At 63.4% G+C, this 26,007-nt stretch carries 25 protein-coding genes and 2 pseudogenes; 17 read left to right on the plus strand and 10 right to left on the minus strand.

The genetic code is table 11. The features are described 5' to 3' along the window. Nucleotides 1-76: 76 nt before the first annotated feature. Entirely contained in the window at nt 77-1,000 is a 924-nt protein-coding gene (locus L610_RS11665; RefSeq protein ID WP_144705292.1) for a LysR family transcriptional regulator, read from the minus strand. A gap of 127 nt (nt 1,001-1,127) precedes the next feature. Between L610_RS11665 and L610_RS11670 the strand changes: the two are divergent. After that, a pseudogene (locus L610_RS11670) lies at nt 1,128-1,550 on the plus strand (FMN-dependent NADH-azoreductase); the annotation flags it as partial. A 192-nt stretch (nt 1,551-1,742) separates the two neighbouring features. Here the strand turns inward: L610_RS11670 and L610_RS11675 are convergent. Continuing rightward, on the minus strand, nt 1,743-2,837 hold the full coding sequence (locus L610_RS11675) for a LuxR C-terminal-related transcriptional regulator (RefSeq protein WP_144705296.1): 1,095 nt from the start codon (nt 2,835-2,837) through the stop codon (nt 1,743-1,745). Between the two features lie 141 nt (nt 2,838-2,978). Next, nucleotides 2,979-3,767 carry an N-formylglutamate amidohydrolase gene (locus tag L610_RS11680; protein WP_186441439.1) on the minus strand — a complete coding sequence of 263 codons (789 nt, stop codon included), beginning with the start codon at nt 3,765-3,767 and terminating at the stop codon, nt 2,979-2,981. A gap of 20 nt (nt 3,768-3,787) precedes the next feature. On the opposite strand from L610_RS11680, the gene L610_RS11685 reads away from it, so the two are divergent. From L610_RS11685 to L610_RS11705, 5 genes are read left to right on the plus strand one after another with little or no spacing between them, the layout of a single operon-like run. Further along, the gene (locus L610_RS11685; RefSeq protein ID WP_246658999.1) at nt 3,788-4,705 is read left to right on the plus strand and encodes an ABC transporter ATP-binding protein; all 918 of its coding nucleotides are present in this window, start codon (nt 3,788-3,790) and stop codon (nt 4,703-4,705) included. Further along, a complete protein-coding gene (locus L610_RS11690) occupies nt 4,698-5,435 on the plus strand; it encodes an ABC transporter ATP-binding protein (protein ID WP_144705302.1) in 738 nt (245 codons plus the stop codon). The genes L610_RS11685 and L610_RS11690 overlap by 8 nt, the downstream gene beginning before the upstream one ends. After that, nucleotides 5,432-6,322, plus strand: coding sequence for a branched-chain amino acid ABC transporter permease (locus tag L610_RS11695; protein WP_144705304.1), 891 nt, complete (start codon nt 5,432-5,434; stop codon nt 6,320-6,322). Before L610_RS11690 ends, L610_RS11695 begins: the two co-directional genes overlap by 4 nt. Further along, on the plus strand, nt 6,303-7,355 hold the full coding sequence (locus L610_RS11700) for a branched-chain amino acid ABC transporter permease (protein WP_144705306.1): 1,053 nt from the start codon (nt 6,303-6,305) through the stop codon (nt 7,353-7,355). Before L610_RS11695 ends, L610_RS11700 begins: the two co-directional genes overlap by 20 nt. Further along, a complete protein-coding gene (locus tag L610_RS11705) occupies nt 7,352-7,990 on the plus strand; it encodes a cysteine hydrolase family protein (protein ID WP_144705308.1) in 639 nt (212 codons plus the stop codon). Before L610_RS11700 ends, L610_RS11705 begins: the two co-directional genes overlap by 4 nt. A 36-nt stretch (nt 7,991-8,026) precedes the next feature. On the opposite strand, the gene L610_RS11710 is transcribed toward L610_RS11705, so the two are convergent. Both L610_RS11710 and L610_RS11715 read right to left on the minus strand, forming a co-directional pair. Continuing rightward, nucleotides 8,027-9,337, minus strand: coding sequence for a glutamine synthetase family protein (locus L610_RS11710; RefSeq protein WP_144705310.1), 1,311 nt, complete (start codon nt 9,335-9,337; stop codon nt 8,027-8,029). Between the two features lie 27 nt (nt 9,338-9,364). Beyond that, complete coding sequence (locus L610_RS11715; RefSeq protein ID WP_144705312.1) at nt 9,365-10,261, minus strand: MurR/RpiR family transcriptional regulator; 897 nt, start codon at nt 10,259-10,261, stop codon at nt 9,365-9,367. A 175-nt stretch (nt 10,262-10,436) separates the two neighbouring features. Between L610_RS11715 and L610_RS11720 the strand changes: the two genes are divergently transcribed. The 8 genes from L610_RS11720 to L610_RS11755 all read left to right on the plus strand — a co-directional run bounded on the left by L610_RS11720 (nt 10,437) and on the right by L610_RS11755 (nt 18,415). Further along, the gene (locus L610_RS11720) at nt 10,437-11,576 is read left to right on the plus strand and encodes an ABC transporter substrate-binding protein (protein WP_144705314.1); all 1,140 of its coding nucleotides are present in this window, start codon (nt 10,437-10,439) and stop codon (nt 11,574-11,576) included. Between the two features lie 99 nt (nt 11,577-11,675). Continuing rightward, on the plus strand, nt 11,676-12,308 hold the full coding sequence (locus L610_RS11725; protein WP_144705316.1) for a cysteine hydrolase family protein: 633 nt from the start codon (nt 11,676-11,678) through the stop codon (nt 12,306-12,308). A 234-nt stretch (nt 12,309-12,542) separates the two neighbouring features. Next, a complete protein-coding gene (locus L610_RS11730; protein ID WP_024848430.1) occupies nt 12,543-13,703 on the plus strand; it encodes an ABC transporter ATP-binding protein in 1,161 nt (386 codons plus the stop codon). Between the two features lie 26 nt (nt 13,704-13,729). Then, nucleotides 13,730-14,866 carry an extracellular solute-binding protein gene (locus L610_RS11735; protein ID WP_144705318.1) on the plus strand — a complete coding sequence of 379 codons (1,137 nt, stop codon included), beginning with the start codon at nt 13,730-13,732 and terminating at the stop codon, nt 14,864-14,866. A gap of 62 nt (nt 14,867-14,928) precedes the next feature. Next, entirely contained in the window at nt 14,929-15,762 is an 834-nt protein-coding gene (locus L610_RS11740; RefSeq protein ID WP_144705320.1) for an ABC transporter permease, read from the plus strand. Further along, nucleotides 15,759-16,583, plus strand: coding sequence for an ABC transporter permease (locus tag L610_RS11745; protein ID WP_144705322.1), 825 nt, complete (start codon nt 15,759-15,761; stop codon nt 16,581-16,583). The genes L610_RS11740 and L610_RS11745 overlap by 4 nt, the downstream gene beginning before the upstream one ends. After that, nucleotides 16,580-17,614 carry a LacI family DNA-binding transcriptional regulator gene (locus tag L610_RS11750; RefSeq protein ID WP_024848426.1) on the plus strand — a complete coding sequence of 345 codons (1,035 nt, stop codon included), beginning with the start codon at nt 16,580-16,582 and terminating at the stop codon, nt 17,612-17,614. The genes L610_RS11745 and L610_RS11750 overlap by 4 nt, the downstream gene beginning before the upstream one ends. Nucleotides 17,615-17,662: 48 nt before the next feature. Further along, the gene (locus L610_RS11755) at nt 17,663-18,415 is read left to right on the plus strand and encodes a phosphodiesterase (protein WP_144705324.1); all 753 of its coding nucleotides are present in this window, start codon (nt 17,663-17,665) and stop codon (nt 18,413-18,415) included. 69 nt (nt 18,416-18,484) lie between these two features. Here the strand turns inward: L610_RS11755 and L610_RS20865 are convergent, their stop codons facing one another. From L610_RS20865 to L610_RS11765, 4 genes and pseudogenes are all read right to left on the minus strand, one after another. After that, a complete protein-coding gene (locus L610_RS20865; protein ID WP_371713052.1) occupies nt 18,485-18,904 on the minus strand; it encodes a response regulator in 420 nt (139 codons plus the stop codon). Further along, the gene (locus tag L610_RS20870; RefSeq protein ID WP_371713053.1) at nt 18,813-19,136 is read right to left on the minus strand and encodes an ATP-binding protein; all 324 of its coding nucleotides are present in this window, start codon (nt 19,134-19,136) and stop codon (nt 18,813-18,815) included. The genes L610_RS20865 and L610_RS20870 overlap by 92 nt, the downstream gene beginning before the upstream one ends. Nucleotides 19,137-19,450: 314 nt before the next feature. Further along, nucleotides 19,451-20,917 (minus strand): annotated as a pseudogene (locus L610_RS20875) (PAS domain-containing protein); the annotation flags it as partial. 452 nt (nt 20,918-21,369) lie between these two features. Then, the gene (locus tag L610_RS11765) at nt 21,370-21,861 is read right to left on the minus strand and encodes a MarR family winged helix-turn-helix transcriptional regulator (RefSeq protein ID WP_024848424.1); all 492 of its coding nucleotides are present in this window, start codon (nt 21,859-21,861) and stop codon (nt 21,370-21,372) included. A 313-nt stretch (nt 21,862-22,174) separates the two neighbouring features. On the opposite strand from L610_RS11765, the gene L610_RS11770 reads away from it, so the two are divergent. The 3 genes from L610_RS11770 to L610_RS11780 all read left to right on the plus strand — a co-directional run bounded on the left by L610_RS11770 (nt 22,175) and on the right by L610_RS11780 (nt 25,334). Next, complete coding sequence (locus L610_RS11770; protein ID WP_144705330.1) at nt 22,175-23,179, plus strand: TerC family protein; 1,005 nt, start codon at nt 22,175-22,177, stop codon at nt 23,177-23,179. A gap of 101 nt (nt 23,180-23,280) precedes the next feature. Continuing rightward, the gene (locus L610_RS11775) at nt 23,281-23,586 is read left to right on the plus strand and encodes a hypothetical protein (RefSeq protein WP_024848422.1); all 306 of its coding nucleotides are present in this window, start codon (nt 23,281-23,283) and stop codon (nt 23,584-23,586) included. Between the two features lie 164 nt (nt 23,587-23,750). Then, the gene (locus tag L610_RS11780; protein ID WP_144705332.1) at nt 23,751-25,334 is read left to right on the plus strand and encodes an LTA synthase family protein; all 1,584 of its coding nucleotides are present in this window, start codon (nt 23,751-23,753) and stop codon (nt 25,332-25,334) included. Here L610_RS11780 and L610_RS11785 read toward each other — a convergent pair. Next, on the minus strand, nt 25,331-26,007 hold a 677-nt coding region (locus tag L610_RS11785; RefSeq protein WP_144705334.1), incomplete at its 5' end, for a LysR substrate-binding domain-containing protein. The genes L610_RS11780 and L610_RS11785 overlap by 4 nt on opposite strands.

Raw genomic sequence — 26,007 nt, forward strand, 5'->3', positions numbered from 1 at the left:
GCATGCGCCAACCGCCCGCCAAAACCATACGACGTCGACGGCCTCTTGTCAGCAATCGTGGCGTGTTTGAGCTGCGTCAGCGCTGCCCGCGGGAAGCTCCGGAACTCTCGGCCAGATGTTCGCGGAAGGAAGAGATCAGCCAGCTGGCGGCGGGCCCCGGCGGATTGGCCGTCCTGCGCAGGACATAGATCGGGTACTCGGTCACCTCATAGGCATCGACCATCAATTCCACCAGCCTGCCCTTCTCGATGTCCTTGCGAACGACCGCGTCCGGCAAGCCGCCCCAGCCGAGACCGCCGCTGATCAGGCGGTGCTTGGTGACAATGTCGCTCACGCGCCAGGTCTTGTAGGAGTGAACGTTGAAGTCGCGTCCCCGTGTTATGCCGGAAGAATCCATCACCACGATCTGCACCTCCTCGCGTACGTCGGCTCGGGTAAGCCGCCGGTTGAGCCGGGCCAGCGGATGATCCGGCGCAGCGACCGGCACCATGTAGGAATGGCCGATCCTCTCCGGCGTGATGCGATCGTCGTGGACCAGTAGCGCGCCGGAAAAGCCCACATCCGCCTTACCGCTCAGGATCAGGTCGTGGACCATCCCGAGTTCACCAACGGTGAGGTTGAGCGGAACGGCCGGAAACTTTTCGCGGAAGGCCCGCAGCGAGGCAACGACCGCTTCCGACGGCACCATGACGCTGATGGCGAGCGACAGTTCTGCTTCGACACCCTCCTTAAGGCTTCTTGCACGGGCGCGCAGGCTTTCGAGCCCGGCAGCGATGCGGCGGGCATCTGTCAGCATCGCCTTTCCAGCCTCGGTCAGGCGGGGATGGCGGGAGCCAGCCCGCTTGAACAGCTGCACCTCGAGCTGCGCTTCGAGGTTGGCAATCGTGTAGCTGACGACCGACTGAGCCCGGTTCAGCGCGCGGGCCGCGGCCGAAAAACTGCCCGTCTCGACAACGGTCAGGAACACCTGCAGCTGGTCGAAGGTGGGCTGCGCTTCCATGATCATCCATCCAATTGATAGATAGTTTTGTTCGATCTTTTATCGGTTTTCTGGATGACCTTCCAGACCTAGCTTTTGGCGACACTTGGGCACCGCCCGTCTCCGATTCTGAGGAAAGGAAGAGACCATGTCCTCCATTCTGCTCGTTACCTCCAGCCCGCGCGGCAATGAGTCCCTCTCCAGCAAGTTTGCGATCGATCTTGCCAACCAGCTCGCCGATCGCTTGCCAAGCGCCGCGATCGTCCATCGTGACATCGGCAGCCACCCAGTCCCCCACCTCGACGAGGTCACCACCACCGCCATCCGCAAACCGGCCGAGGCGCGCAATGCGGAGGAAGCCGCAGCCGTCGCCTATTCCGACCAGCTCGTCGATGAACTGCTTGCCGCCGACGCCGTGGTAATCGCGACCGGCCTCATCAACTTCAACATCTACTCGACGCTGAAAAGCTGGATCGACAATGTGGCCCGGGCGGGCTTGACCTTCCGCTACACGGAAAGCGGCCCGGTCGGTCTTGCCGCGGGAAAGAAGGTCTATCTCGTGCTGGCCGCCTGATCGCCTGGAGCTACACCACGAGCTAACACGGGTCTACGCTTTTCAGATGAGTACTTCACCCTCCAGGGTGATCCGCACGATCCGGTCATGAGCTACCCTTTCCCTGCCTGAGTGACATATCTGGGGCGGGGGCCTTTTTTTTTCGGGATGCGCGCGGGCAACGGGAACACAGTCAGGAAACCGGGCCGTTCACTTTGTCGCCCGGCGCAGATCGAGCTGTGCCACCTGCCTGATTACGTCGATCCGGCCGGCGGCGCCGAGTTTCGCGTAGAGGCTTTTGATCTGCGTCCTGACCGTTTCCCGCGACAGGGACGCTTCGGCCGCAATGGCCGCCGCATTCTTTCCTTCCAGAAGGCCGACCAGAGCGCGCGCTTCCGCAGAGCTGAGCTTGTGCGACTTCACGAAATCTTCAAGCTCGAGGGCACGAGGGCGCAGCACCGGCTCGAGGAGCAGCACCACGGTGGGGCCTTCGAAATAGGCCGCGAACCGATCCTTCATGACCCGGACCAGGGTCGCCTTGGTCCCGTTGATGACACGCGTGAACGCGCGCGGCGCATCCTCTTCGGTGCGGTCGAGCATCCGCTGAAGCACCTGCGCGGCTTCCGCATCGCATAGCCGCAGTCGCCCCAACGGGTTGAGCCGTGTACACCTGCCTTCAGTCAGCATCCGTTCGGCCGACCCCGATGCCGTCTTCAGCCGACCGCCCTCGCCGACGACCAAAACCCCGACATCCGCGCTATCGAACAACGAGCCCGCGATCTCGGCGATCTGCCGATGCTTCGGCCCCGCGCGAAAGTAGTGAAAGGCCCGCCGCAGATGCGGAGCGAGTTGCGTCAGCAACTGGGCCGCGCGTGCGTTCTCATCCGGATCCTCGCGACTGGTCAAAACCGACAACAGGAAAGACTTTCCTTCCTCGCGGACCATCGTCAGCCCGACTGCCGCCCTGGTTCGAAAGCGGCCATAGACGAAGTCGGTGTAGAACTCGGTCCGCTTCAACTCATTGACCGGCAGCATCTGGTCGGAAATGACACCGACGCCCACCTGCCTTGTCGCGGCTCGCTTCATCCATGGATTGATGCTGGCATAATATCCGCCGTCGCGCAGCGCCGAGGCATCCGCGCCGTAGACGAGGTCCCAGCTGCCCCTCGACTTCTCGCTGTCATGGTAAAACAACGTCGCGACACCGTCGGGAAGCTGCTCACTCAGAGCCTTGAGAAAATCCTCCCACGTCCTCTCCCCAAGGAGAGCCGCATAGATCAGATCCACAAGTTCTTCACTGTCCACCACCCCGCTCCATCAGGATGAAAACATGGGGTTGCTCGGACAATATCATTAAATACTGCCAAGAAAAACTACACGCTTCCCACGCTCAGGTGAACAGAGATAGTATAGTTCAAGATGGCGATTTAATGCGGGCGAAGATTATCATCCAAGTTTAACCGCCGTCTCCCGCAGCGCTCTTGCCAGCACTTTGCCCCATTCACGGGCAGCGGGGGCCGTGCGGATCAGGTCGTTGCGGATTTCGATCTCGACGCAGGGCAGACCCCGCTGTTCGCCATGGATTGGGATCGCGTAGTCAGTATCGTCGCCGACGCTGTAGGGCTGGTTGATGCCGACGCAGTAAGCGGTGTTCATTTTGAGCCACTCGGCGAGAGCCGGTGACAGCACATTGTCGCGGTTGAAGAGCACGCCGATCTCCCACGGGCGGCTGTTGCCCAGGAACACTGGCGTGAAGCTGTGCACGGTCACGAGGATCGTGCGGCGGCCGGCGGCCGCGCGAGCGTCGAGCGCGGCGGTGACCGCGTTGTGGAACGGCCAGAAGATCGCGTCGGCGCGAGCCTTCCTTTCCTCTTCGTTGAGATCCAGATTGGCCGAAATGACCGTGTCCTCGCTGCGCGTCGGCGCAAAGTCGGCAACGTCGGGACGGCGGTTGCAGTCGCAGACGAGGCGCGAATAGACCTGCGTGAACAAGGGCGCGTCGAGCAGCGTAGAAAGTTCGAGCGCGACGTCCTTTGCGCCGATGTCCCAGGCGATGTGACGCTGAAGGTCTTCTTCCGACAGCCCCATGTCGCCATAGCGGCGCGGAATGCGGCGCCCGGCATGCTCGCAGATCAGCACATAATCCGAAGACCCGTTCTCGTTGTACGCCTCAAGCGGATGCGGCTCGTCTTCGGCGAGGATCGCAATGGCGTTCGCCTGAACTGAACGGGTCAAGGGTTTGTCTCCGGCGCAGAATGTCTGAAATGGTACAAATCTGCGAATGGAATTCAAGTTGTATCTTTTCGTTGACGCCATCTCGCCTCCGCCCCTATCATCACCCTGGGGAACAGAAACAGAGCCGCGTCAAAGCGTTAGAACGCATGACCCATGAGCCAATCATCGAGGCAAAGGGCCTTTCCATACGCTTCGGCGGGCTGGTGGCCGTCGACAGCTATTCACTGGTGCTGCGGTCCGAGGACCTTGCCGGGCTGATCGGCCCGAACGGAGCCGGAAAGACCACCGCGTTCAATTTGCTCACCGGGGTGCACAAGCCCTCGGAAGGAGCGATTCTGATCGGCGGGCAGGACATGACCGGGCAAAAGCCGCACAAGCTCGCGCAGGCGGGTCTCGCCCGCACCTTCCAGAATATCCGCTTGTTTGCGGACCTCACCGTGCTCGAGAACGTCATGTGCGGCGGGCATCTGCGTCATGGTTCTTCGTTGTTTTCTACCCTCGCCTATCTGCCAGCATTTCGACGCAGCGAGCGGCAGATCGCCCAAGAGGCGACAAAGATCATCCGCGAGGTGGGACTGGCGGATGCGATCGACCGGCGCGCCGGCGACCTTTCCTATGGCGACCAGCGCCGGGTCGAGATAGCGCGGGCGCTTGCCACGCATCCGAAGGCCCTGCTTCTTGACGAGCCGGCTGCGGGGCTGAACCCCAGCGAAACGCAGGCACTCGTCGAACTCATCCGCCGCATCAACGGGGAGATGGGCATCGGCGTTCTGGTGGTTGAACATGACATGCGCCTTGTCATGAGCCTGTGCCGCCGCATCCAGGTGCTCAATCGTGGCAAACTCGTCTGCGAGGGAGCGCCCGCCGAAGTGCAGGCTGATCCTGCCGTAATCGAAGCCTATCTGGGCACGCGACGACAAAGGGCCGCTCATGCCTGACGCACCCATCCTCCAGGTCAGCGGACTGAACGTGTTCCGCGGCGCCACCCATGTGCTGAAGGATGTGTCGTTCGAGGTCGCCAGGGGCGAGCTCGTCGCGCTGATCGGTGCGAATGGTGCCGGCAAGTCGACGACGCTTCTGGCACTGTCCGGCCTTCTTCCCGCCCGTTCCGGCACGGCCCGGATGACGACCGATGAAGGAACGATCGAGCTCACGCGCGCTTCCACGGAAACGATCGTCCGCGCGGGGCTGATTCACTGTCCGGAAGGCCGGCAGATCTTTCAGTCGCTCTCCGTCGCCGACAACCTCGCGCTCGGTGCCTACGCCCGCACCGACAAGGACTGGATCGCGCAGACCACCGAAGAGGTCTACCGGCTGTTCCCCATCCTGCGCGAACGCGAGAAGATACCGGCAGGCGCGCTGTCAGGCGGCGAGCAAATGATGCTCGCGATGGGCCGGGCACTGCTTGGGGCACCGAAACTGCTTCTGCTCGACGAGCCATCTCTCGGTCTCGCACCCAAGGTGATCGACACGATCTTCGACGTCATCGCGGAGCTCAAGGCGCGGGGCGTCACCATCCTGCTGATCGAGCAGAACGCGGCCATGGCCCTGGAGATCGCCGACCGCGCGCATGTCATGGAGCATGGGCGCATCACGCTTTCCGGCACCGGCGCGTCGCTTATGGAAAACGACCGGGTGCGGCAGGCCTATCTCGGGGTGAGCGCATGAGCCAGTATCTGTTCCAGCAGCTGATCAACGGGCTTGCGCTCGGCAGCCTCTACGCGCTCGTCGCGATCGGCTTTTCGATGATCTACGGCATCGTCCGCCTCATCAACTTCGCCCACGGCGATCTTGTGATGATCGGCGCTTTCGCGACCCTCGGGATGCTGTTCTATGGCACACCCTGGCCGGTGACCCTGCTGGTGGTGCTGCTCGTCGGCGCGCTGGCCGGCGCCACAATTCAGACGGTCGTGTTCCGGCCGATGCTGGGCGCGCCGCAGGTGACCGGCTTCATCGCCTCGCTTGCCGTTTCGATCACCATCCAGAACTCAGCACTGATGCTGCTGTCGGGCCAGCCGCGCAACTTCCTGTTTCCGGAAGCGATGCGCCAGCGCGTCTCGCTCGGCGGCGTCAGCGCGTCGCTCACCGACCTCGTCATCATCGGCCTGACCCTGACGCTGATCGCGATCCTGTTCGTGATCGTCTACCGCACGCGGCTTGGGCGGGCGATGCGCGCGACGGCCGAAAACCTGATGGCGGCTCGGCTGATGGGCATCGGCGTCAACCGCACGATCCTTGCCGCGTTTGCGATCGGCTCCGCGCTGGCCGCCGTCGCCGGCCTGTTCTGGGGCGGGAAGTTCGGCCAAATCGATCCGCTGCTCGGCTCCGTGCCGGGCCTGAAGGCGTTCATTGCCTGCGTCATCGGCGGCGTCGGCTCGATCGGCGGCGCGATGCTCGGCGGATATATCCTCGGGCTCGCCGAGGTGCTGTTTGTCGGGCTGCTGCCGCAGGCCTATGCCGGGTACCGTGACACCTTCGTCTTCTCGCTGTTGATCCTGATCCTCCTCATCAAGCCGTCGGGGCTGTTTGTCCGCCATGTCGAAGAGCGCGCCTGAAACCATTACCATGGGCACTTCGGGCGGCGGCCAATGGCTTGCCGCACCCTTGCGCATCGCCCTGCTCATAGCCGCCGCGAGCGTGGCCCTGTGGCTGGTGACGGCGGGGGCAAGCGCGTATCTCACGACGCTCGTCGCCGTGATGTTCATCAATGCGGCACTGGCGGTGTCGCTCACCTTCACCAACGGCATGACCGGCATGTTCTCGCTAGGTCATCCGGCCTTCATGACCATCGGCGCCTACGTCGCGGCGATCCTCACCTTTCCCTCGCGGCGCAAGGCATCGATGCTGCCTGACCTGCCGGAGTTCATCGCCAGCCTGGACCTGTCGTTGCTGCCCGCCACCGTCATCGCCGGGCTTGCGGGCGCGCTGGTCGCGTTCCTCGTCGGGCTGCCGGTGCTGCGCCTGCGCGGGCACTATCTTGCCGTGGCAACGCTCGGCCTGATCGTCATCGTCCAGGGGCTGGCGCTCAACTGGAACGGTATTACCCGCGGTGGGGCGGGACTGTCCGGCATTCCGCGTCTATCCAACATCTGGTGGGCATTCGGCTTCATGGTTCTGACCGTCGCCGCCGTCTGGCGCATCAAGTTTTCCTCGCTTGGGCGCGCGATGATGGCAACGCGCGAAAACGACCTTGCCGCCGAATGCACCGGCATCGACACGGTGCGCATCCGTATGCTCGCCTTCGTCATCGGCGCGTTCTTCGCGGCGGTTGCCGGCGCGCTGATGGCGCACCTCATCAGCGTGGTGACGCCCCGCACCTACTCGATTGTGCTTGCCTTCAACCTCGTCGTGATGATTGTCATCGGCGGTTCGGGCAGCATCGTCGGCTCAGTCATCGCGGCGTTTGCCATCACCATCGTATCGGAGCTGCTGCGCCCGGTGGAGGAATCCTTCGGCCTCTACGGCATGAGCCAGGTGATCGTCGCGCTCAGCCTGATCCTGGTGCTCTACTTGCGTCCACGAGGTCTGTTCGGCAGCGACGAGCCCGCCTTCGTGAAGCACTATCTGAACGGAAAGAAGCGCCTATGAGTTCACCCCGCCCGCAGGACGTGTTCGAGAGCCGCGCGCTGCCGCTGACGGCCGCGCGCACCGCCCTGCTCGTGATCGACGCCCAGAACTGGGTGATGGACGAGAAGAACCGCCACCCACGGCCGCAGTTCTACGAAGACGTGCGCGGCTTCGTCATTCCGAATATCGCGAAGCTCATCGAAGCCTCGCGCCGCTTTGGTGTCGAGGTCGTCTACACGGTGATGGAGAATTTTACGGAAGACGGCCGCGATCGCAGCCTCGACTACAAGCTTTCGGGCTTCTTTATCCCGAAGGGCTCGCACGATGCGACGGTTATCGATGAACTGCGCCCGGAGCGCGACGAGATGGTGATCCCGAAAACCTCGTCCAGCCTCTTCAACTCGACCAATTTCGAGTACCTGATGCGCAATATCGGCATCGACACGATCATGGTCACGGGTTTCCTCACCGACCAGTGCGTCGATCACACCATTCGCGACGGTGCTGACCGCGGCTTCCACATGATCTGCATCAGCGACGGCGTTGCGACCGACACGCGCGAGCGTCACGTGGCGGCGCTCAATGCGTTCAAGGGTTACTGCCGCACCGAGACGACGAGTTCGATGATCGCCATCATGGAGCGCGATTTCGCGTGAAGAAGTGGTGGCGGTCCCCCGCCACCAGCGCTTTGGTCAGTAAGACTTGGCGTAGCGAACGCACTGCTCCTCGAGCGGCAGTTCCTCCATCATCTTCGCCTCGAAGCGCTTGTGGGCGAGATAGGCAGCCTTCAGTTCCGCGCCAATTGTGTTTTCCAGCACCTTGTCAGCCTCGAACAGGTCGAGCGCCTCGGTGAGCGACTGCGGCAGGCGCACGATGTTGAGCTCGCGAAGCCGCTGTTCCGGCAGGTTCTGTGGTGCCCCCTCGCAAACCTGCGGGATCGGGAGCGAGGCGTCGAGGCCCTGGAGACCTGCGGCAAGGATCGCGCCCAGCACCAGATAGGGGCTCCCTGCCGCGTCGGCGGCGCGGAACTCGAAGTGGAACTGACGCGCGATCTCGCTCTTCTGGAACACCGGGCAGATGCGCACGCCGGCCTCGCGGTCGCGGTAGCCGAGATTGTTGTATGCCGCGCTCCAGCGGTTCGGGGTCAGGCGCAGATAAGAGACGGTGGCGGCGGCAGTCATCGCTGTGATCGCCGGCAGATTGGCAAGAATGCCGCCGACAAAGCTGCCGGCGCGCGCCGAGATGCCGTCCGAGTGCGAGGCGTCGTAGTTGACCGGCTCGCCGGTGGCCGCATCAATGAGGCTGAAGTGGACGTGGACGCCGTTGCCAACCGCATCGGGCCGCAGGATCGGCGTGAAGCTGGCTCGCCCGCCTAGATTGTGAGCGACGGCGCGGGCAATCTCGCGTACCGCAACGGCCTGATCGGCGGCGGCAACGCCGATGGCGGGTCCCACCGTCACCTCGTACTGCTTCGGACCATATTCCGGCATGAAGGTGTCGATGGCGAGCCCCGCCTCCTTCATCGCCCCGAGATAGCTTTCAGCGAACAGGCCCTGCCGGCGGAAGGCATCAAGCGCATAGCTCGAGTTGGGCCGTTCCTCGACCGCCTCGTAGACGAATTCGTGCTCGAAAGCCGCCTTTACCTTCAGGCCATGGCGGATCTCGATCTCGGCCAGGACGCGCTTGAGGAAACTGCGCGGGCAGACCGCCCAAGGCGTGCCGTCGAGCTGCATGATGTCGCCGAGGATGAAATGCTCGGCCGCGGCGTCGGGCCCGAAATCTACGCGGATGCGGCTCGCAGGTTCCGGGATGAGGACGAGATCACCGAAGGGGCCCCAGGGACTTGGCGCGATCGGCCCGTGAGACGTGATCATGCTGTTGGTCGGCGTCCAGCCGATGCCCTTCTTCAGACGATCTTCGAGATCGCAGAGCGGGAAGCCCTTGCCCCGCGTCTGACCTCCGAGATCGTTCGTACACAGCATGACTATTTCTTCACGCTTCATCCTGGACCCCTCTTTTCATTATGTTATTCAAGTCTTCGTGCCGCGCGCCGGCCGCTGTGGCGGCAGTTCCTCGCGCAAAGCCTCCAGCCGCTCCATGCGCGTCTTGCCATCGCCGCCGATGCGGGCGGCTGACGCGCCGACCAGTGCCTCGCCGAGCGCCATGCCCATGGCGAGCATGTCGAACACCGAGGGTGACTGGACAGGAACCGAGAGGACGTATCGCGCCACGCGCGCTACCGGCGACTGCCAGATATCCGTGATCAGCACGACGGTCGCGCCCTGCACCTTCGCGGCCTTGTGGGCGAAATCGATGACGTCTCGCTGATAGCGGCGCACGTCGAAGACGACCACAACGCTGTTGCGCCCGATCTCGAGCAGGTGCTGTGGCCAGCGCTGGGTCTGTCCGCCGACAATGTTGACCTTCCCACGAACCGCGGCGAGCAGGTCCGCGAGATAGGCTGCAACATTGGATGAGTAGCGGCCACCGACGAAATGAATGTCGCGGCGTGGATCGGCAAGCAGTTCCACTACCTTGTCGAACTCGGCCTCGGGCACCCCGTGTTCCAGTTCCTGCAGCGCTGCAGCGAGGTTGCCGGTGAAGCGCTGCAGGAAATGCGCGCCCTCCCCCGCGGGCCGGTCCTGCGGCTCGCTGAAACGCAGAAGCGGCGACTGCAGCGTAACTTCGAGATGGCGACGCAGCGCATCCTGAAAATCAGCGTAGACCGGAAAGCCCAGCCGCCGCACAAGCCGCAGCACCGTAGCGGTGCTGACGCCGCTCTGATCCGCAAATTCAGCCACCGTGCCAAGCCCCGCCATCGGGTAGTTTGCCAGCAGGTGGCGCGCCACGCGCGCCTCGCGCTGGCTCAGGGACGGCAGCTCGCGCCTCAAGATTTCCTGCACGTCGGCGGCCGGGTTACCTGTCATTCCAATGCACCTCTTACCTGTATCAAATCAGACAAATTCGATTCATTGAAGAAAAATGTACCGTTCTGTTGACGAAGATGACGCAGGGGAGCATCCTTGCGGGATAAACGCCGGACATCTTCGCATCTGGCCTCCCGGATGTCGGAGACGACGGCATAACGAGGGGAAGCAAAAGATGTACAAACTGGTTTCTTTATCTGCCCTGGCGCTGGCCGCAATGCTGGGAACGGCAAGCGCGCAGGACGCCATCAAGCTCGGGGCCCTGTACAACCTGACAGGCGGCATGTCCTCGCTGGACGGCCCGTCGCTGAAGGGTGCGCAGCTTGCCGCCAAGCAGATCAACTCGTCGGGCGGTCTGCTCGGCAAGCAGATCGAACTGATCGCTCCCGACGGCAAGACTGACCAGCAGGAGACCGCGATTTCCGCGCAGCGCGTGCTCTCGGAAGGAGTGGTCGCCGGTTTCGGCCAGTCGGACACCACCTTCGTGATGGCCGCTGCGCCGCTCTTCCAGGAAAAGGGTGTACCCTTCCTGACCTCGGGCGCGACCCATCCCGAGCTGCCGCAGTGGGTCGGCGACCACATGTTCATGACCGCCTTCGGTGACGACGACCAGTCCTACGCGATCGCCGACTATGCCTATGACAAGCTCGGTGTGCGCCGCGTGGCGGTGTGGACCGACAACTCGATGGACTTTACCAAGGCACTCAGCAAGTACTTCATCGAGCGCATCAAGCAGAAGGGCGGCGAGATCGTCGGCGAAGATGCCTTCATGATGGGTGACACCGACTTCTCGGCGCAGATCGCGCGCCTCGCCGCAGTTGAGCCGAAGCCGGATGCAGTCTTCATCTCGGCGATCCCGTCCGAGGCAGGCCTCTCGGTCAAGCAGATCCGAGAGCAGGGCATCGACATGCCGATCCTGTCGGGCGACGGCTTTGACACGCAGCTCGTCTCGACCGTGCCGGGACCGAGCCTCGCCAACAAGGTCTACTTCTCGACCCACACCTATCTTGGCGACAATCGGCCGGAAGTCGCGAAGTTCATCGAGGACTACAAGGCCGAGTACGGCATAGAGCCGGAAAACTCCTTCGCGCCGCTCGGCTATGACGCTCTGAACCTGATCGCCGACGCCATCCGCCGCGCAAATTCCGACGAGCCGGCGAAGATCCGCGATGCGCTCGCCGAAACCCGGGGCTTCAAGGGCGTGACCGGCGAGATCAGCTACACGCGCGCCTCGATGGTGCCGCCGAAGCCGATCTCGATCGTCAGCGTCACCGGCGGCGAATTCAAGGTCGAGGAGATCTGGCGTCCGGAGTAAGCTCCTTCTCCCGCTACGCCACGGACAGGGCCACGGCCCTGTCCTTTTCTTTGTTGAAGAGCCGGCCAGGCCGGCACCAGAAGATTCCATGGACAGTCGATGAACAGCAGACAGGGCAGCACGCTTGCACGTTACGAAGGAAGAGACCGGAAACTGGAGGCCGGACGGACGGTGATTCTGATCGTCGACGCCCAGAAGGCCGAGCTGGTGCCGGAAGTCCTCGAGAAATATCCCGAGTTTGACCGGGCGGTGCATGATCGCGCCCTGCCCGCGATGAAGCGACTGATCGACGGCGCCCGCGAAAAGGGCGCGGAAGTGGTCTACACGGTGATCGAGGCGCTTACCCGCGACGGACGGGACCGCTCGCTCGACCATAAGCTGTCCAACATCCTGGTACCGCGCGGCTCGCCGCTTGCAGAGGTGATCGATATGGTCGCGCCGCGGGACGACGAGATCGTGCTGCCAAAGACATCGTCGGGCGTCTTCAACTCGACCAACATCGACTATGTGCTGCGCAATCTTGGCGCGGAAAATGTTGTCGTCGCCGGCTTCCTCACCGACCAGTGCGTCGACATGGCCATCCGCGACGGCGCCGACCGCGGCTACTACATGGTGTGCGCCACCAACGCCTGCGCCTCTTACACCGAAGCCCGCCACCAAGGGGCCTTCAAGGCATTTGGCGGCTACTGCCGCCTGCAGACGGTAGATGAGGTGCTGGCGGACATCGTCTGAGGCTCTGGCGCACAATCTTTCTCTTTTCGCCATTGGCAGGGTGTAAGCAACCGCTCACGCCCTGTTGCCGCATGCCTCCCTGAGGTCTTGCGCCTCCCTGTGAGCGCCCCATTCTCGCCGACTGTCACACGCCTGTAATCTAGCGTTGCTAGTCCTTGACTTAACGTAATCCCGCTGCCATCGTCATTGCACAGCTGTGCAAGGGAGGGCAGAGCTGTACCTGGGAGGAAATTCGTGAGCGCAGAGGGCTTTCTCCGCGTCGAGGACGTGGTCGTCGGCTATGGGCAGCTCGACATCCTGAAGAACCTCAGCCTGTCGATCAGGAAGGGCGAGTTCGTAGCGCTGCTTGGCTCGTCCGGCTGCGGCAAGACCACCCTGCTGCGCACCATCGCCGGGTTCAACAAGCCGAAATCCGGGAGCATTCTCGTCAACGGCCGCGACGTGACGCAGCAGCCACCCGACAAGCGCGGCATGGCGCTCGTCTTCCAGTCCTACGCGCTGTGGCCGCACATGACGGTGGCGCAGAATATCGGCTACGGGCTGAAGCTGCGTGGCATGGGCCGCGCCGAAATCGCTAGCCGTGTCGAAGAGCTGCAAATATTGCTCGGCCTCGCGGGGCTGGGCCAGCGCAAGCCCGCGGCTCTGTCAGGTGGCCAGCGCCAGCGCGTCGCGCTCGGACGCGCGCTCGCGATCGACCCCGAAATCTTGCTCCTCGACGAACCGCTGTCGAACCTCGACGCGCGCATCCGTCTCAAGGTGCGCCACGACATCAGCGCGCTGCAGAAGCGCCTTGGCATCACCGCGATCCACGTCACCCACGATCGGGAGGAGGCGATGGTGATGGCCGACCGGATCGTCATCATGGATGCGGGCAACATCGCCCAGCAGGGAACTCCCGAAGAGGTGTTCAACCGCCCCGCCTCGCCCTTCGTCGCCGCCTTCATGGGCGCGGAGAACGTCGTGGCACTGAACGGCAGGGCGGGCGGCGGCAAGGTGCGCATCGAGCCCAGCGCCATCAACGCAGAGGCCGACCTTCCTCTCAACGGGAGGACGCTGGTCGACGGCGCGTACGAAGCGCGGTTCCGCGCAGAAGGCGCCCAGCTTCTCGCCGACGACGGCACCACGCGGCCTGCCGGGGATGCGCTCGACCTCATCGGGCGCGTGGAGGCCGCGAGTTATCCGGGCGGCACCTGGCGCCATTCGGTGCGGGTGGGCGACGATGTTCTGCTCGTCGATGCGCCTCACGCCTTCGGCCAGGGCGAGGCAGTGCGCGTCCGCATCCCCGCGGAAAATCTCTTCATCTTTAATTCGCAGGGCCGCATGCCTGGGCGGCCGCAACAAGGTTCCCTGAACGAGGGTGGCGCCGCCCGCGTCCTGGAAGCATCCCACGCATGACAGAAGTCGAACGGGAGACAACCATCATGAGGACTTTCCTTCACGCATCGCTGGCTTTGGGGCTTTCAGCCATGCCGGCTGCTGCCGCAGAACTCACCGTCATGACCGCAGGCGACCAGAACATGGTCGACTACATCAACGAATATCTTGGACCGCTGTTCGAGGAGCAGAACCCGGGCCACAAGGTCCGTGCCGTCGGCACCGGGCCGGGTGATGCCGGGTCGCAGAAGATCGTCGAGCGCTTCGACGCGCAGGCTCAGGCCAAGAGCGAGACCTGGGACACCGACGTTGCTGTCGTGCACGAGAAGTTCGTGGGGCCGCTGGTCGAGAATGGCTATCTAGACGCCTATCGCGACCGCATCTCGAGCGGCAAGTTGGTGACGCGTTCCAATGCCGACATGGCGCTCGGCACGAACGTGAAGGGCTATGTCATGCCCATGTTCAACAGCCAGACGGCGCTTGCCTACAACCCGGCGCTGCTGCCGAACCCGCCGAAGAGCTATGAGGAACTCGCCGCGTGGGTGAAGGAGAACCCGAAGCAGTTCGGTTACAACGGCATCAAGGGCGGCGCCTCGGGCGTGAGCTTCGTGATGGGCTGGATCTACGCCTTCGGCGAGGGCGACGCCAACAAGCTGATGAACGGCCCGTTCGAGGAAGCCGAAACGCAGAAGTGGTCGGCGGCCTTTGACAAGCTCGCCGAATTCACCACCAACGCAACGCTGACGCCGGGCAATGCCGGTACGCTCGACCTTCTGTCGCGCGGCGAGATCGCGATCGGCCCTGTCTGGGTCGACATGTTCTATTCCTGGCAGGCGAGCGGCCAGCTGCCGCCCGAGTTCAAGTTGGTGCTGCCGGCGCCCGGCATGCCCGGCCAGCCAATGCACTACGTGATCCCGGAGAAGGCGCCGAACAAGGAGCTCGCCGAAAAGTTCGTCGAACTCGCCTCCAGCCCGAAGGTGCAGGCCGAAGGCATCGTCAAGCGCTTCAACTGGTACCCGGGTATCGACGCCCAGCACGTCCAGGCAGAGCTCGACGAGGAGACCTGGAACAAGCTGTTCACGGACGTGACGCCCGAGGATCTTGCCAGCTACGGCAAGCCATTCCCGATCACGCCCTTCAACAACGCGATCCTTGAAGCCTACGAGCGCCACGTCACCAACTAGGACCGCACGAGCAGAAGGCCGCTCGCCCCGCGGCGGGCGGCCGCTTTGCGCCGGACACCCCGATGACCAACGACACGCCGAACCGCATCCTCGGGCTTCTTCTCGTCCTGCCTGCGCTGGCAGTAATCGTGCTCCTGTTCGTGGTGCCACTCGCCAGCTCCGTGGTCGGCGCCTTCAGGGTCAATGGCGGCTTCGGCTTTGGCAATTTCATCAAGTCGTACGAACTCTACACCTCCGACATCATCTTCACGGTGGTGATCGTCTCGCTGTCGACGTTGCTGATCGGCATCTTCTCGATCGCGATCGGCGGCTATCTCGTCCTCGGCGAGAACCCGCGCGCAGTCGCGATCCTGCGCTGGCTCTATCGCTGGCCGCTGTTCATCCCCTTCATCGTTGTCGGCCAGGTGCTGCGCACCTTCCTCGCCAAGAACGGGTTGATGAACAACATCCTGATCGAGGTCGGCCTGATCACACCGCTGCAGGCGACCAGCTTCCTCGACTGGCGCGGCATTGTCATCGCCTTCGTCTGGAAGCAGACGCCGTTTGTCGCCCTGCTCGTCTCCGGCGCCATGGCCGCGCTCGACCGCAGCACCATCGAGGCGGCGCGCAATCTCGGCGCTTCGCGCCTGCGCATCCTGATTGATATAGTCGTGCCGCAGGTAGCAACCACGCTGATGGTCGGGCTGGTGCTGTCGTTCGTCACCATGATGTCGGTCTTGTCGGTGCCGCTGATGATCAACGCGCAGTCGCCGACGATGATCACCGCCGACATTGCCTTCCGCATCAACGCCTATGGCGACTACGGCGTCGCCAACGCGCTCGGCCTCATTTCCCTCGTCGCGAGCGGTTGCGTCGGCTGGTTCTACCTGCGCCAGACCCTGAGGGAGCGGGCATGACGACCATCGCCGCCTCGCGCCCTGCCTTCTCCCTCGACCTGTGGTGGATCCCGCGCTCGATCGCGCTCGGGCTGGTCGCCTTCATCATCTTCGGCCCGCTTACCAACCTGTTCCTGTGGGCCGTGACGGAGCGATGGTATTTTCCGCACGCGCTGCCGCTCGAATACGGCTTCAGCTACTGGGGTCGCGTGTTCTCGCCGCGGGGCACGGCGATGGAGTCACTCACCAACAGCATCCTCGTCGCGTTTCTCACAGTGGCGCTGGCTATGGCTCTCGCCGTTCCCGCTGGCTACGCGCTTGCCCCGCTGCGGGCGCTGATCATGCTCACCTTCCTCATCCCGCAGGCGTTCCCGAACCTGCCGGTCTACGTGAACATTGCCCGCCTGTTCTACCAGTTCGGCCTCAACGGCACGGTCGCGGGCGTCGTCCTCGTCCACGTCACCCATGGTCTCGTCTATGCGGTTTGGATCGCGACCGCCGCCTTTGCCTCGATTGACCGGGAATTGGAGGAGGCCGCCCGCTCGATCGGCGCCTCGCCGCTTCGCACCTTTCGCGATGTGACGCTGCCGCTCGCCGCACCGGGGCTCCTCGCCAGCGCCATCTTCGTCTTCCTCGAATCCCTCGACGAATTCACCGGCAGTTACTTCGTCGGCGCACCCGACGTGAACACGATGCCGCTTCTTCTCTACACGGCAAGCGCGGGCGGCAATTACCAGATCGCGTCCATCACTGCCGTGCTGCTGCTGCTTCCGTCGGTGGGGTTCATGCTGGTAATCGAACGCTTCCTGAAGTCAGACGTATTGTCGAAGGTCGGCCATTGAGCAGGAAAAGTAGGCAGAAGGCGTCAGGGTTCGTCAGCGCCCAGCAGGTGGCCGAACTCGCGGGCGTATCGCGCTCGGCCGTATCGCGCGCCTTCACGCCGGGCGCGAGCATCGCCGCCGAGACGCGCGACAAGGTGATGGAGGCGGCGGCCAAGCTCGGCTACCAGGTCAATGACCTTGCCCGCGGATTGCTCGCCAACCGCAGCCGGCTGGTCGGGCTGGTGACGACTAAGCCCGAAGTCGGCTTTCGCGCCCATCTTGTCGCCGCACTCACGCGGGCGCTTATCCGGCGCGGCAGCATTCCGCTTCTCATCAACACCGGCAGCTCCGAGCAGGAGATGGAGGCGGCACAGACCGCCCTGTTCGGCTACCGCGCCGAGGCCACGATCATCCTGTCCGGCTCACCGCCAGCCTCGTTCGTGGAGCTTGCGCGCCGCAACGGCCAGCCGCTGGTGATGCTCGGCCGCTCTGAGCCGGGCTGCGATCACGTCCGCATCGATAATGCCGGTGCTGCCGCCCGTGCCGCGCGCCAGTTCATCGATCTCGGCCTCAAGCGTCTTGCCGTTGCGGGATCCGAGTCCGCCACGCCCAGCATCGTCGAACGGGAGCGCGTGTTCATCGAGACGGCTGAGATGCTTGGCGCAAGTGTCGCCGTCGCCCGAGGGCGCGACTCGGACTATGCCGGTGGTCAGCAGGCGGCGGCCTCGCTGCTCGGCAACGTAAGCCCGCCGCAGGCTGTGTTCTGCGTCAATGACCTGATGGCGCTCGGCCTGCTAGACGCAGCACGCAACCGCTTCGGTCTTCGCGTGCCGCGCGATGTCTCGGTTATCGGCTTCGATGACATCCCCGAGGCGTCCTGGGACGCCTACCGTCTCAGCACGTTCCGGCAAGACCCGGAGGAGATGGCGGCCGAGGTCATCCGCCAGCTGGAGCGTCGGCTCGAAAATCCGCACGCGCCGGATTCAGTGGTCCAGCTGGACGCAGCCTTCATCCAGCGCGAGAGCGCACTCGCCGAGCCCCAGCATGCGTGATCAGCCACAAACGAGACTTCTTCCCGCCAGGCATTCCGGAAAAAAGACATGAAACTCATTCTCGTCAGCGACCTGCATCTCGTCGCCCCCGGCGAAAAACTGTTCGGCTTCGACCCGCTCGCCAATCTCGAAGCGTGCATCGAATCCATCAACGCCGAACATGCAGACGCCGACCTCGTCGTCTTTTGCGGCGACATCACCAATGACGGGCTGCCGGCCGCCTATGCGGCCGCCGCCGAGAAGCTCAAGTCCCTGCGCCCGCCCTACCGAATAATGCCAGGCAACCATGACGACCGCGCCGCGCTGATCGCGGCCTTTCCGGAGGCGGCGAGCGGAGATGGCTTCACCCACGCGGCGATCGATGCCGGCGGAAAGCGCTTGCTCCTCCTCGATACGCTCTGGCCGGGCCACGTCGACGGGCAGCTGTGCGACCAGCGCCTTGCCTGGATAGACCGGGAGCTGGGAAAAACCTCCGACGCGCTCGTCGTCATGCACCACCCGCCATTCGAGATCGGCGTGGCGTCGATGGATGACTGCCGCCTGACCGACCCCGATCGGCTGCTCGAAATCTTCAAGCGACACGGCAACGTCCGCCACATCTTCGCAGGGCACGTGCACATCTTCGCCAGCGGTCACTGGGGCGGCATCCCGTTCACGACGCTGCGCAGCACCAACCATCAATCCGCTCTTGCCTTTTCAGGCCCGCACCGCGTCAGCTTCGAACCCCCGGCCTACCACATCGTGCTCTCTACCAATGCAGGCATCGTCGTGCACATGCGCGAATTCGAGGCGCGGAGGTGACCGAGAAGCCACGGGCCATCCTAGCCAGCCGTTGCCAAGGAAACGATCTTTGACGAGGAGGGTGGGGATCTAACGGATGTCCGACTGAGGATGCTCGGCAAGGACAGCCTCGGTCTTCTTGTTGTCCGCCCGCTCCATCACCCTCGCAATGACTTCCGCAAGCTTGCGCTGGTCAAAAGGCTTGCCGAGGCGCTCGACGTCGCGCCCGGGTACTTCAAGGCCCTCCCCGTAGCCGCTGGCGATGATGACGGGGACGCCGGGCCGTAATTTTTCGAGGGCCGTGACCAGCTGGATGCCTGTCATGTTGGGCATGGCCTGATCGGTCATCACGAGGTCGATGTCCGGCCGCTCCCTGAACTTCTCCAGCGCCTCGGCACCCGACATCGCTTCGATGACCTCATGCCCGAGGTCTTCCAGGAGTGCGGCGGTGTTCATCAGGACGAGCGCGTCGTCGTCCACCGCGAGGACCGTCAGTCGGCATTCGCTCACGGCCGGCGTCTCCTCTGCAGGAGCGGCTTTGCAGCGGCACCATGTGGTGTTCAACCGCCGGCAGCCAGAGTATGGCGCTGGTTCCCTTGCCCATCTCGCTGACGAGTTCAAATGTGCCGCCAAGCTGCTGCGCCATGCCGTGCACCATGGGGAGGCCGAGGCCGGTCCCCTTGCCAACACCCTTGGTGGTGAAGAACGGCTCAGTAGCCCTCCGCATCGTTTCGCGGTCCATGCCGGTCCCCTGGTCGCGCACCACGATGCGGACATAGTTGCCCGGCTGAAGACCACTTCCTGAACTGCCAGCAATCGTCTCTGCGCTTGCGAGAATGACAATCGAGCCCCCAGAGGGGACGCGTCACGCGCGTTCACGATCAGGTTAAGCAGCGCCATCTCCAGCTGGTTCGCATCGGCGCGTACGGSGGGCAGCCGCAGCGGGAAGTTCGTCGTGATCGGCCATTCCGGACCGATCGACCGCTGCACGAGGTCATTCATCCCGGCAAGCAGCTGGGCAACATCAACGCTATCGAGATGAAGCTCCTGGCGGCGCGCGAAGGCGAGCATGCGCTGGGTCAGCGTCGCCCCGCGCTGTGCGCCCTCCACCGCATTGACGAGCAGCCGCTGCGCCAGCGGATCAGGCGGCAGGCGCTTGCGCAACAAATCAAGGCTGCTCATGATCGCCATCAGCAGGTTGTTGAAGTCGTGCGCCACGCCGCCCGTGAGCTGACCGATCGCCTCCATCTTCTGGCTCTGGAACAGCGCGTCGCGCGCGCGCTCAAGCTGGCGCTGGGCTTCGTCGCGCTCGGTCACGTCACGGCCATAGGCGTAGACGAGTCCATCCTCCATCGTCGTGTGCCACTCGATGAGGTGATAGCTGCCATCGATCGCGCGCAGCCGGTTCGCGTAATTACTAAGCTCCTGATCGTGCAGCGCATGCCGCAGCGCTGCCTCGCTCTCTTCGACCTCTTCAGGGTGCATGAAGCCACTGAAATGCTGGCCCACGACCTCCTCCACCGGGTGGCCGAGGATCCGGGTCCATGACGGGCTCACGGATCGGAAAATGCCCTTGGCATCGATGACCAGCATCAGGTCGCGCGATACGCTCCAGAGACGGTCGGCGCGGCGGCGCTCGTTGTCGAGCGCGACGACATTGGCAAGCGCACTGCCAATCTGCCCGGCAATCAGCTGAACGACATTGAGGATATCCTCATCCTCGACGCGATAGGGATTAAGCGCGAGCACCAGCAAACCAGCAACGGCACCCTCGCCAAGACCTGGTACGGCAATCGCGACCGCCTTTGAAGGCGGCCGGTCCCAGGCACCACAGGGCCAGTCGATATCGGGCATCAGCTGCACCACCTCGCCAGACTGGCTGAACGAATCCATGGATCGACCGGCCGCGTCGGGGAAGATCTTTTCCCAATCATCGGGCTGCTCGTCGCCCGCAAGATGAAGGGCAACGAACGGAAAGTCGCACTGGTTGGCGGCAAAAACCGAATTCACCGCGCTTTTGATCGCGGCCTTGTCCGTTGCGGTGGCAAGCGACGTTCCAAGATGCCGCAGCGTCTCCAGCCGCCGCTCGCTGATCACCCGAGCCGTCTCTTCCGTGACCACACAAAGCAGGCCGCCAACCTCACCGTTGGGCAGGAACAGCGGGCTGTAGGAAAAGCTGTGGTAGGTCTCCTCCGGGTAGCCGCTGCGTTCCAGCAACAGAAGCAGCGCCTTGTTCCAGGTGGCCTCGCCCGAGCGCACACGCTCGACCTGGTCGGCAACGTCCTCATAGACCTCGGACCAGACCTCACGAAACGGTTTGCGGAGCGCGTCCGGATGCTTGATCCCGAGCGTCGGAATATAGGCGTCGTTGTAGAAGAACCGGAGGTCAGGGCCCCAGCCGAGCCACATCTCGAAACGTGAGGTGAGCAGCATGCGCAGGGGAATCTTCAGCGCATCTGGCCACTGCTGTGGTGGCCCAAGAGGCGTGTCCACCCATCCCCGTGCGCGCATGGTTTCTGCCATCACGCTCGTCCCCGGGAAGATGTCTGCCAGCTTGTCGTTCAATTGATGGCCCCACAACCCTCTCCGCAGCTGCGATCAAACGCGCGCTGCCAAAGTTGGTTGCATGGCGCTTTCGTGCCGGGAGCTGCTATATCGGGCGTTTCCATCCGATATTAGGCTCGCTCTTCAGACCTCCCGCGTTTCGCGGCTGCGTCGACCGCATCATCCCGCTCGAGCAGGTCGCCCATCATCAACGCCGAGCCACAAGCTAAGCGCGTGATCATGTCAGTTGCACTTGCAGCGGACATGCCGGTCGATCTCTCCGCGATACAGCGCGGGCTGGCCGGCAGACTGAATACTGCGCACCCAGCATCTCGAGGGGCGGTTTCCCGCCGGAGCCGAGGCGCTGATGTCGACGATGGAGGTGATAGGTCGCCTTATCGCCACGCTCGACCGCCTGACGACTTCCTGTTCTAGTCGAGCGCGGGCTCTGGCTCGCGCAGTTCGGCAGGCGCGACCTTGCGCTCGGTATCGCGCAACTTCTGCAGATTCTGGGCGATCTGCTTGAGATTGGACTTGAGGTCGGCGATGCCGCCCTGCCTGATCCCCTCAAGCATGACTTCCTCGAGGTTCTGGATCGCGGGAATCAGCTTTTCGATTACCTGCCGTCCGCGATCTGTGATCTCGATGCGCACGATGCGCCCGTTGTCCTCGGGGCGGGTACGAGTGACGAGGCCTTCCTTGACCATCGCTCCGAGCTGGCGCGACAGCGTCGACTGTTCGACGGAAATGATCTGCGCCAGTTCCTTCAGCGTGCGCACGACACCGTCCTGCAGGACCACGAGGGCCCGGTAGCTCGGGATCGATATGCCGTATTCACCGAGACGGTTTGAAACCACCTCGTTAAACACCGTCGAAATCTGGGTGATGCAGTAAGGGACCGTATCCCGGTATGGATATTTCATGCTCTGGAAGGGCCTTCGACTGAGAGTCGGCCAGAACCGACGCAACACTGTAGCCGGAATGACGCTAGGGCAGCAACCCACGCGAGCCATGTCTTTGGCCGCATTTAGCGATCAACTGCAAAAAMCTGCCGTAAGGACCATTGAAAACTCCGTATTCCCACCCCATCTGACCTGCGCGGACCGGGCCCCTCTGTCGGGAGCATAGTCTTCCGTCATGTCGGCCGCATCGGAATGTTCCGATGCCGCGGTGGTCCGCTCCCCCGCAAATTCCAGGACGTTCCGATCGAGCACATCATTCGAGAGGAGCAATCCCGTGGAACTTCTGTTTACTGACTGGCTGGGAACTCCGGCATGGTTCTGGCTGGCCTTCCTTGGCCTCGTCATTTCACTCACCGCATTCGACCTTGGCATCCTCCACAAGGAGGACCGCGAAATGGGCATCGCGGAAAGCCTGAAGCTGTCCGTCTTCTACATCGCCATCGCGCTCATGTTCGGCGGGTGGATCTGGTATGCGCGCGGGTCTGAACCCGGCATGCAGTACCTGACCGGCTATTTCATCGAGAAGGCGCTATCGATCGACAACGTCTTCGTCATCAGCCTGATCTTTTCCTATTTCGCCATACCGCGAAAATTTCAATACCGGGCGCTCCTCTGGGGCATCATGGCCGTGATCGTCCTGCGCGGCATCATGATCGCCGGCGGCGCAGCGCTCGTGAACGAGTTCTACTGGGTCCTCTATCTCTTTGCCGCCTTCCTGATTTTCACCGGCATCAAGATGTTCTTCACCGGAGACGAGCCAATTGACGTCGCCAACAATCCGGCGGTGCGGTTCATCTCGCGCCACATGCCGGTGACCCACACCCAGCATGGCGAGAAGTTCTTTGTCCGGACACTCGATGCAAAGACCGGAAAATTTGTGCTCGCCGCAACGCCCCTGTTCCTGGCGCTGGTGGTGATCAACATTGCCGACCTCGTCTTCGCCGTCGACAGCGTGCCGGCGATCTTCGCGATCACCACCGACACCTTCATCGTCTACACGTCGAACATCATGGCGATCCTCGGCCTGCGCGCGCTCTACTTCGCGCTGGCGGCGATGGTGCACCGGTTCCACTACCTCAAATATGCGCTGGCTGCGGTGCTGGTCTTCATCGGCACGAAAATCTTCGTTGCAGACTTTGCGCTCGGAGGCGGCAAGTTCCCGCCGCTCCTGAGCCTCGGCGTCACGCTGGCGCTGATTGCCGCAGGCGYCGTCTATTCGCTCTGGAAGACGACGGGCGAAGAGGAAACCCTGCCCACAACAAGCGGGTCGGAACGATAAGCATGCAGGGGTGTCCCGGTTGGGACGCCCCTGCGCAGGAACTTGCCCACCAGATCTGCATTTTCATCAGGTCAAACCGCGATCAGGCGGAGGGGTAACCAGTGTACGTTGTCGAAGTCTTCCTGCCGTTGGAAACTGGCGACGGCCGCCGCGTCGGCCGTCGCGAGCTTGAAGGTCTGGTTACGCGCCTTGCCGAAAAATTCGGCGGCGCGACCGCCTTCACCCGCTCTCCCGCCCTCGGACTGTGGAAGCCGGGCGAGACGATCGAGAAGGACCAAATCATCATCGTCGAGGTGATGGTCGAGGAACTCGACGAAGCATGGTGGCGCAACTACCGCCGGCACCTCGAAAAGCAGTTCGACCAGGACGAGATCCTGATCAGGGCCACATCCTGCCGGAAGCTTTAGAAGCTTGCTTTGCTAGTGTTGCCGACTTCCCATCTTCTCCTACATACATTTTGGTATCCTGTGAGAACCCGGGTACGGGACAAGCAGCGGTGACGAATGCGCGATAAGGACTCCACTCGACCGGAAATGCACTTGTCGGCTGGCGACGACAGGCTGATCCGGCCATGAACGCCGAGGTGTCCCGCGCTCCGAACCCGATCCTCACTTGGCCGCTACACCCTTTTCTCTTCGCCGTAGCCTCGGTGCTCGCGCTGATGGCGAGCAATCTCAACCAGGTGTCGCCGATGCATGTCGTCGGAGCGCTCCTTGGTGCGCTTGTCTTCGCAGCAGCAGTCTATGCGCTCGCGTTTATGATCTGGCGGGACGGCGCACGGGCGGGGCTGATCGCCAGCATCTGGGTGGTCGGCAGCCTGTTCTACGCCGCGGTGTTTGGCGCTCTCAACGATCTAGTCGAGGGCGGATTCGAGATGGTGCGCTCACTGCCCCTCGCGCTCGCCGCACTGGTGGTGCTCACCTTCGTCGCGGCAAGGCTGCCCCACTCCGTCGTGCGCATTCTCGCCGTCATCCTGAACTGCCTCGCGGCGGTGATGGTGGCGACGCCCGGCCTGCAGGCCGCGGCGTTTGAATGGCGCAACGGGGCTTCGCGTGCCATCTACGACCCCTATCAGGCGGCCGAGGCACTGCCTCCGACTGACCCTGCGCAGCAGCAGGGCGATCGGCCGCCCGACATCTACCACTTTGTCTTCGATCGCTACGCCTCGCCGACCACGCTCGCCGAATATTATGGTTACGACGACAGCCCGCTGGTCGCCTTCCTGGAGGACCGCGGCTTTCGGGTACTGCGCGATGCGCACTCGAACTATCACCGCACCGCCCATTCGCTCGCCTCGACCTTCTACATGGACTACCTCGACCTGTTCGACGGGAAGCCGGACCTTGCTGGCAGCAGCAACTGGCAGCCGGTGTTGTCCATGCTCGCGGACCACCGGGCGGGGCGCTTTCTCAAGGCGCGCGGCTACCGCTTCATCCAGTTCGGCTCATGGTGGACGGGAACGTTTCACAACCGGCTTGCGGACGAAAACCGGCCACACGGCCTCAACGAGTTCGACATGCTTTACCTGCGCCGTACGGTGTTGCGGCCGCTTCTGCACCTTTTGCCTGACGCGCCGGAAACCAGCCTCCTCGACTGGGATAACGCCCAGTGCTACCGGGTGAAAGCGCAGATCGAAGAGATCAAGGCGATCGGCGAGCAGGATCAGCCGGTCTACGTTTTCGCCCATTTCCTCGTTCCGCACGGGCCGTACAATTTTTCCCCCGAGGGCGAGTGCCTGACGATGGAGCAGTCCGGACGGCGCGGGCTCGAAAAGGGCTATCTTGAGCAGGTGGAATATGCCGGGCGCATTATCCGGGAACTGGTACCAGCCCTGCAGGCAGACCGGCAGAACCCGGCTGCAATCATCATCCAGTCGGACGAAGGCCCGTTTCCGGCGCGCGAGCCGAACGTTGCCTGGCAGGACCAGCCCGACCCGATCCTGCGGATCAAGACCGGGATATTGAGCGCCTACAGCATTCCGGGCGCCGATGAGATCGACGAGCACCTCACGCCGGTGAACACCTACCGCATCCTGTTCAATGCGCTGTTCGGCACCAAATTCGAGCGGCTTCCGGACAGGACCTTCGTCGTGCCCGATGACGATCACCTCTACGAGTTCCACGACGTGACCGGCCGGGTGCGCGCGCTCGACTAGGCCTGCTTCTTGCCCCTGCGGCCCATGTCGAGCTTCGGGCTGATCGTTTCAGCCAGCCAGTCGATGAACACCCGGACGCGCGGCGACAGCTGCCGGTTGCTCGGATAGAGCACCGAAACGGGCGTTGGCGTCGGCGGAAAGTCGGGCAACACTTCCGCCAGCGCACCGCTGGCGAGATCCTCGGCGAAACGATAGCGCGGCGCCTGGGCAAGGCCGAGACCATGCAGCGCGGCGGCGGCATTGGTGTCGGCGCCACTTACCAGCACACGCGCTGGCAGCATCACCTCGATCACCTCGCCGTCGCGGGTGAATTCAAGCGGCAGCGGCTGGCCCGTACGCGACGAAACAAAGGCGATCATCTGATGCCCTTCGAGATCGTCGGGTGTGCGGGGCGTGCCATGCGAAGCAAGATAGGCCGGGCTCGCCACCGTCACCTCCTCCATCAGCCCAAGCCGCCGCACGATCATGTCGCTGTCTGCGAGTTCGCCTGCGCGCACGACGCAATCCACGCCCTCACGAACGAGGTCGACGAAACGCTCGCCTTCGCCGACGTGGACGCTGAGCCCGGGATGCCGGGCAAGGAACGCCGGCAGTTCGGGAAGCAGGATCGAGCGGGCCAGGTGACCAGCAACGTCCACGCGAACGACCCCGGAGATCGCGCCGCCGGCGCTGC

The sequence above is a fragment of the Aminobacter sp. J44 genome, from assembly GCF_007829415.1.
Classification (GTDB): domain Bacteria; phylum Pseudomonadota; class Alphaproteobacteria; order Rhizobiales; family Rhizobiaceae; genus Aerobium.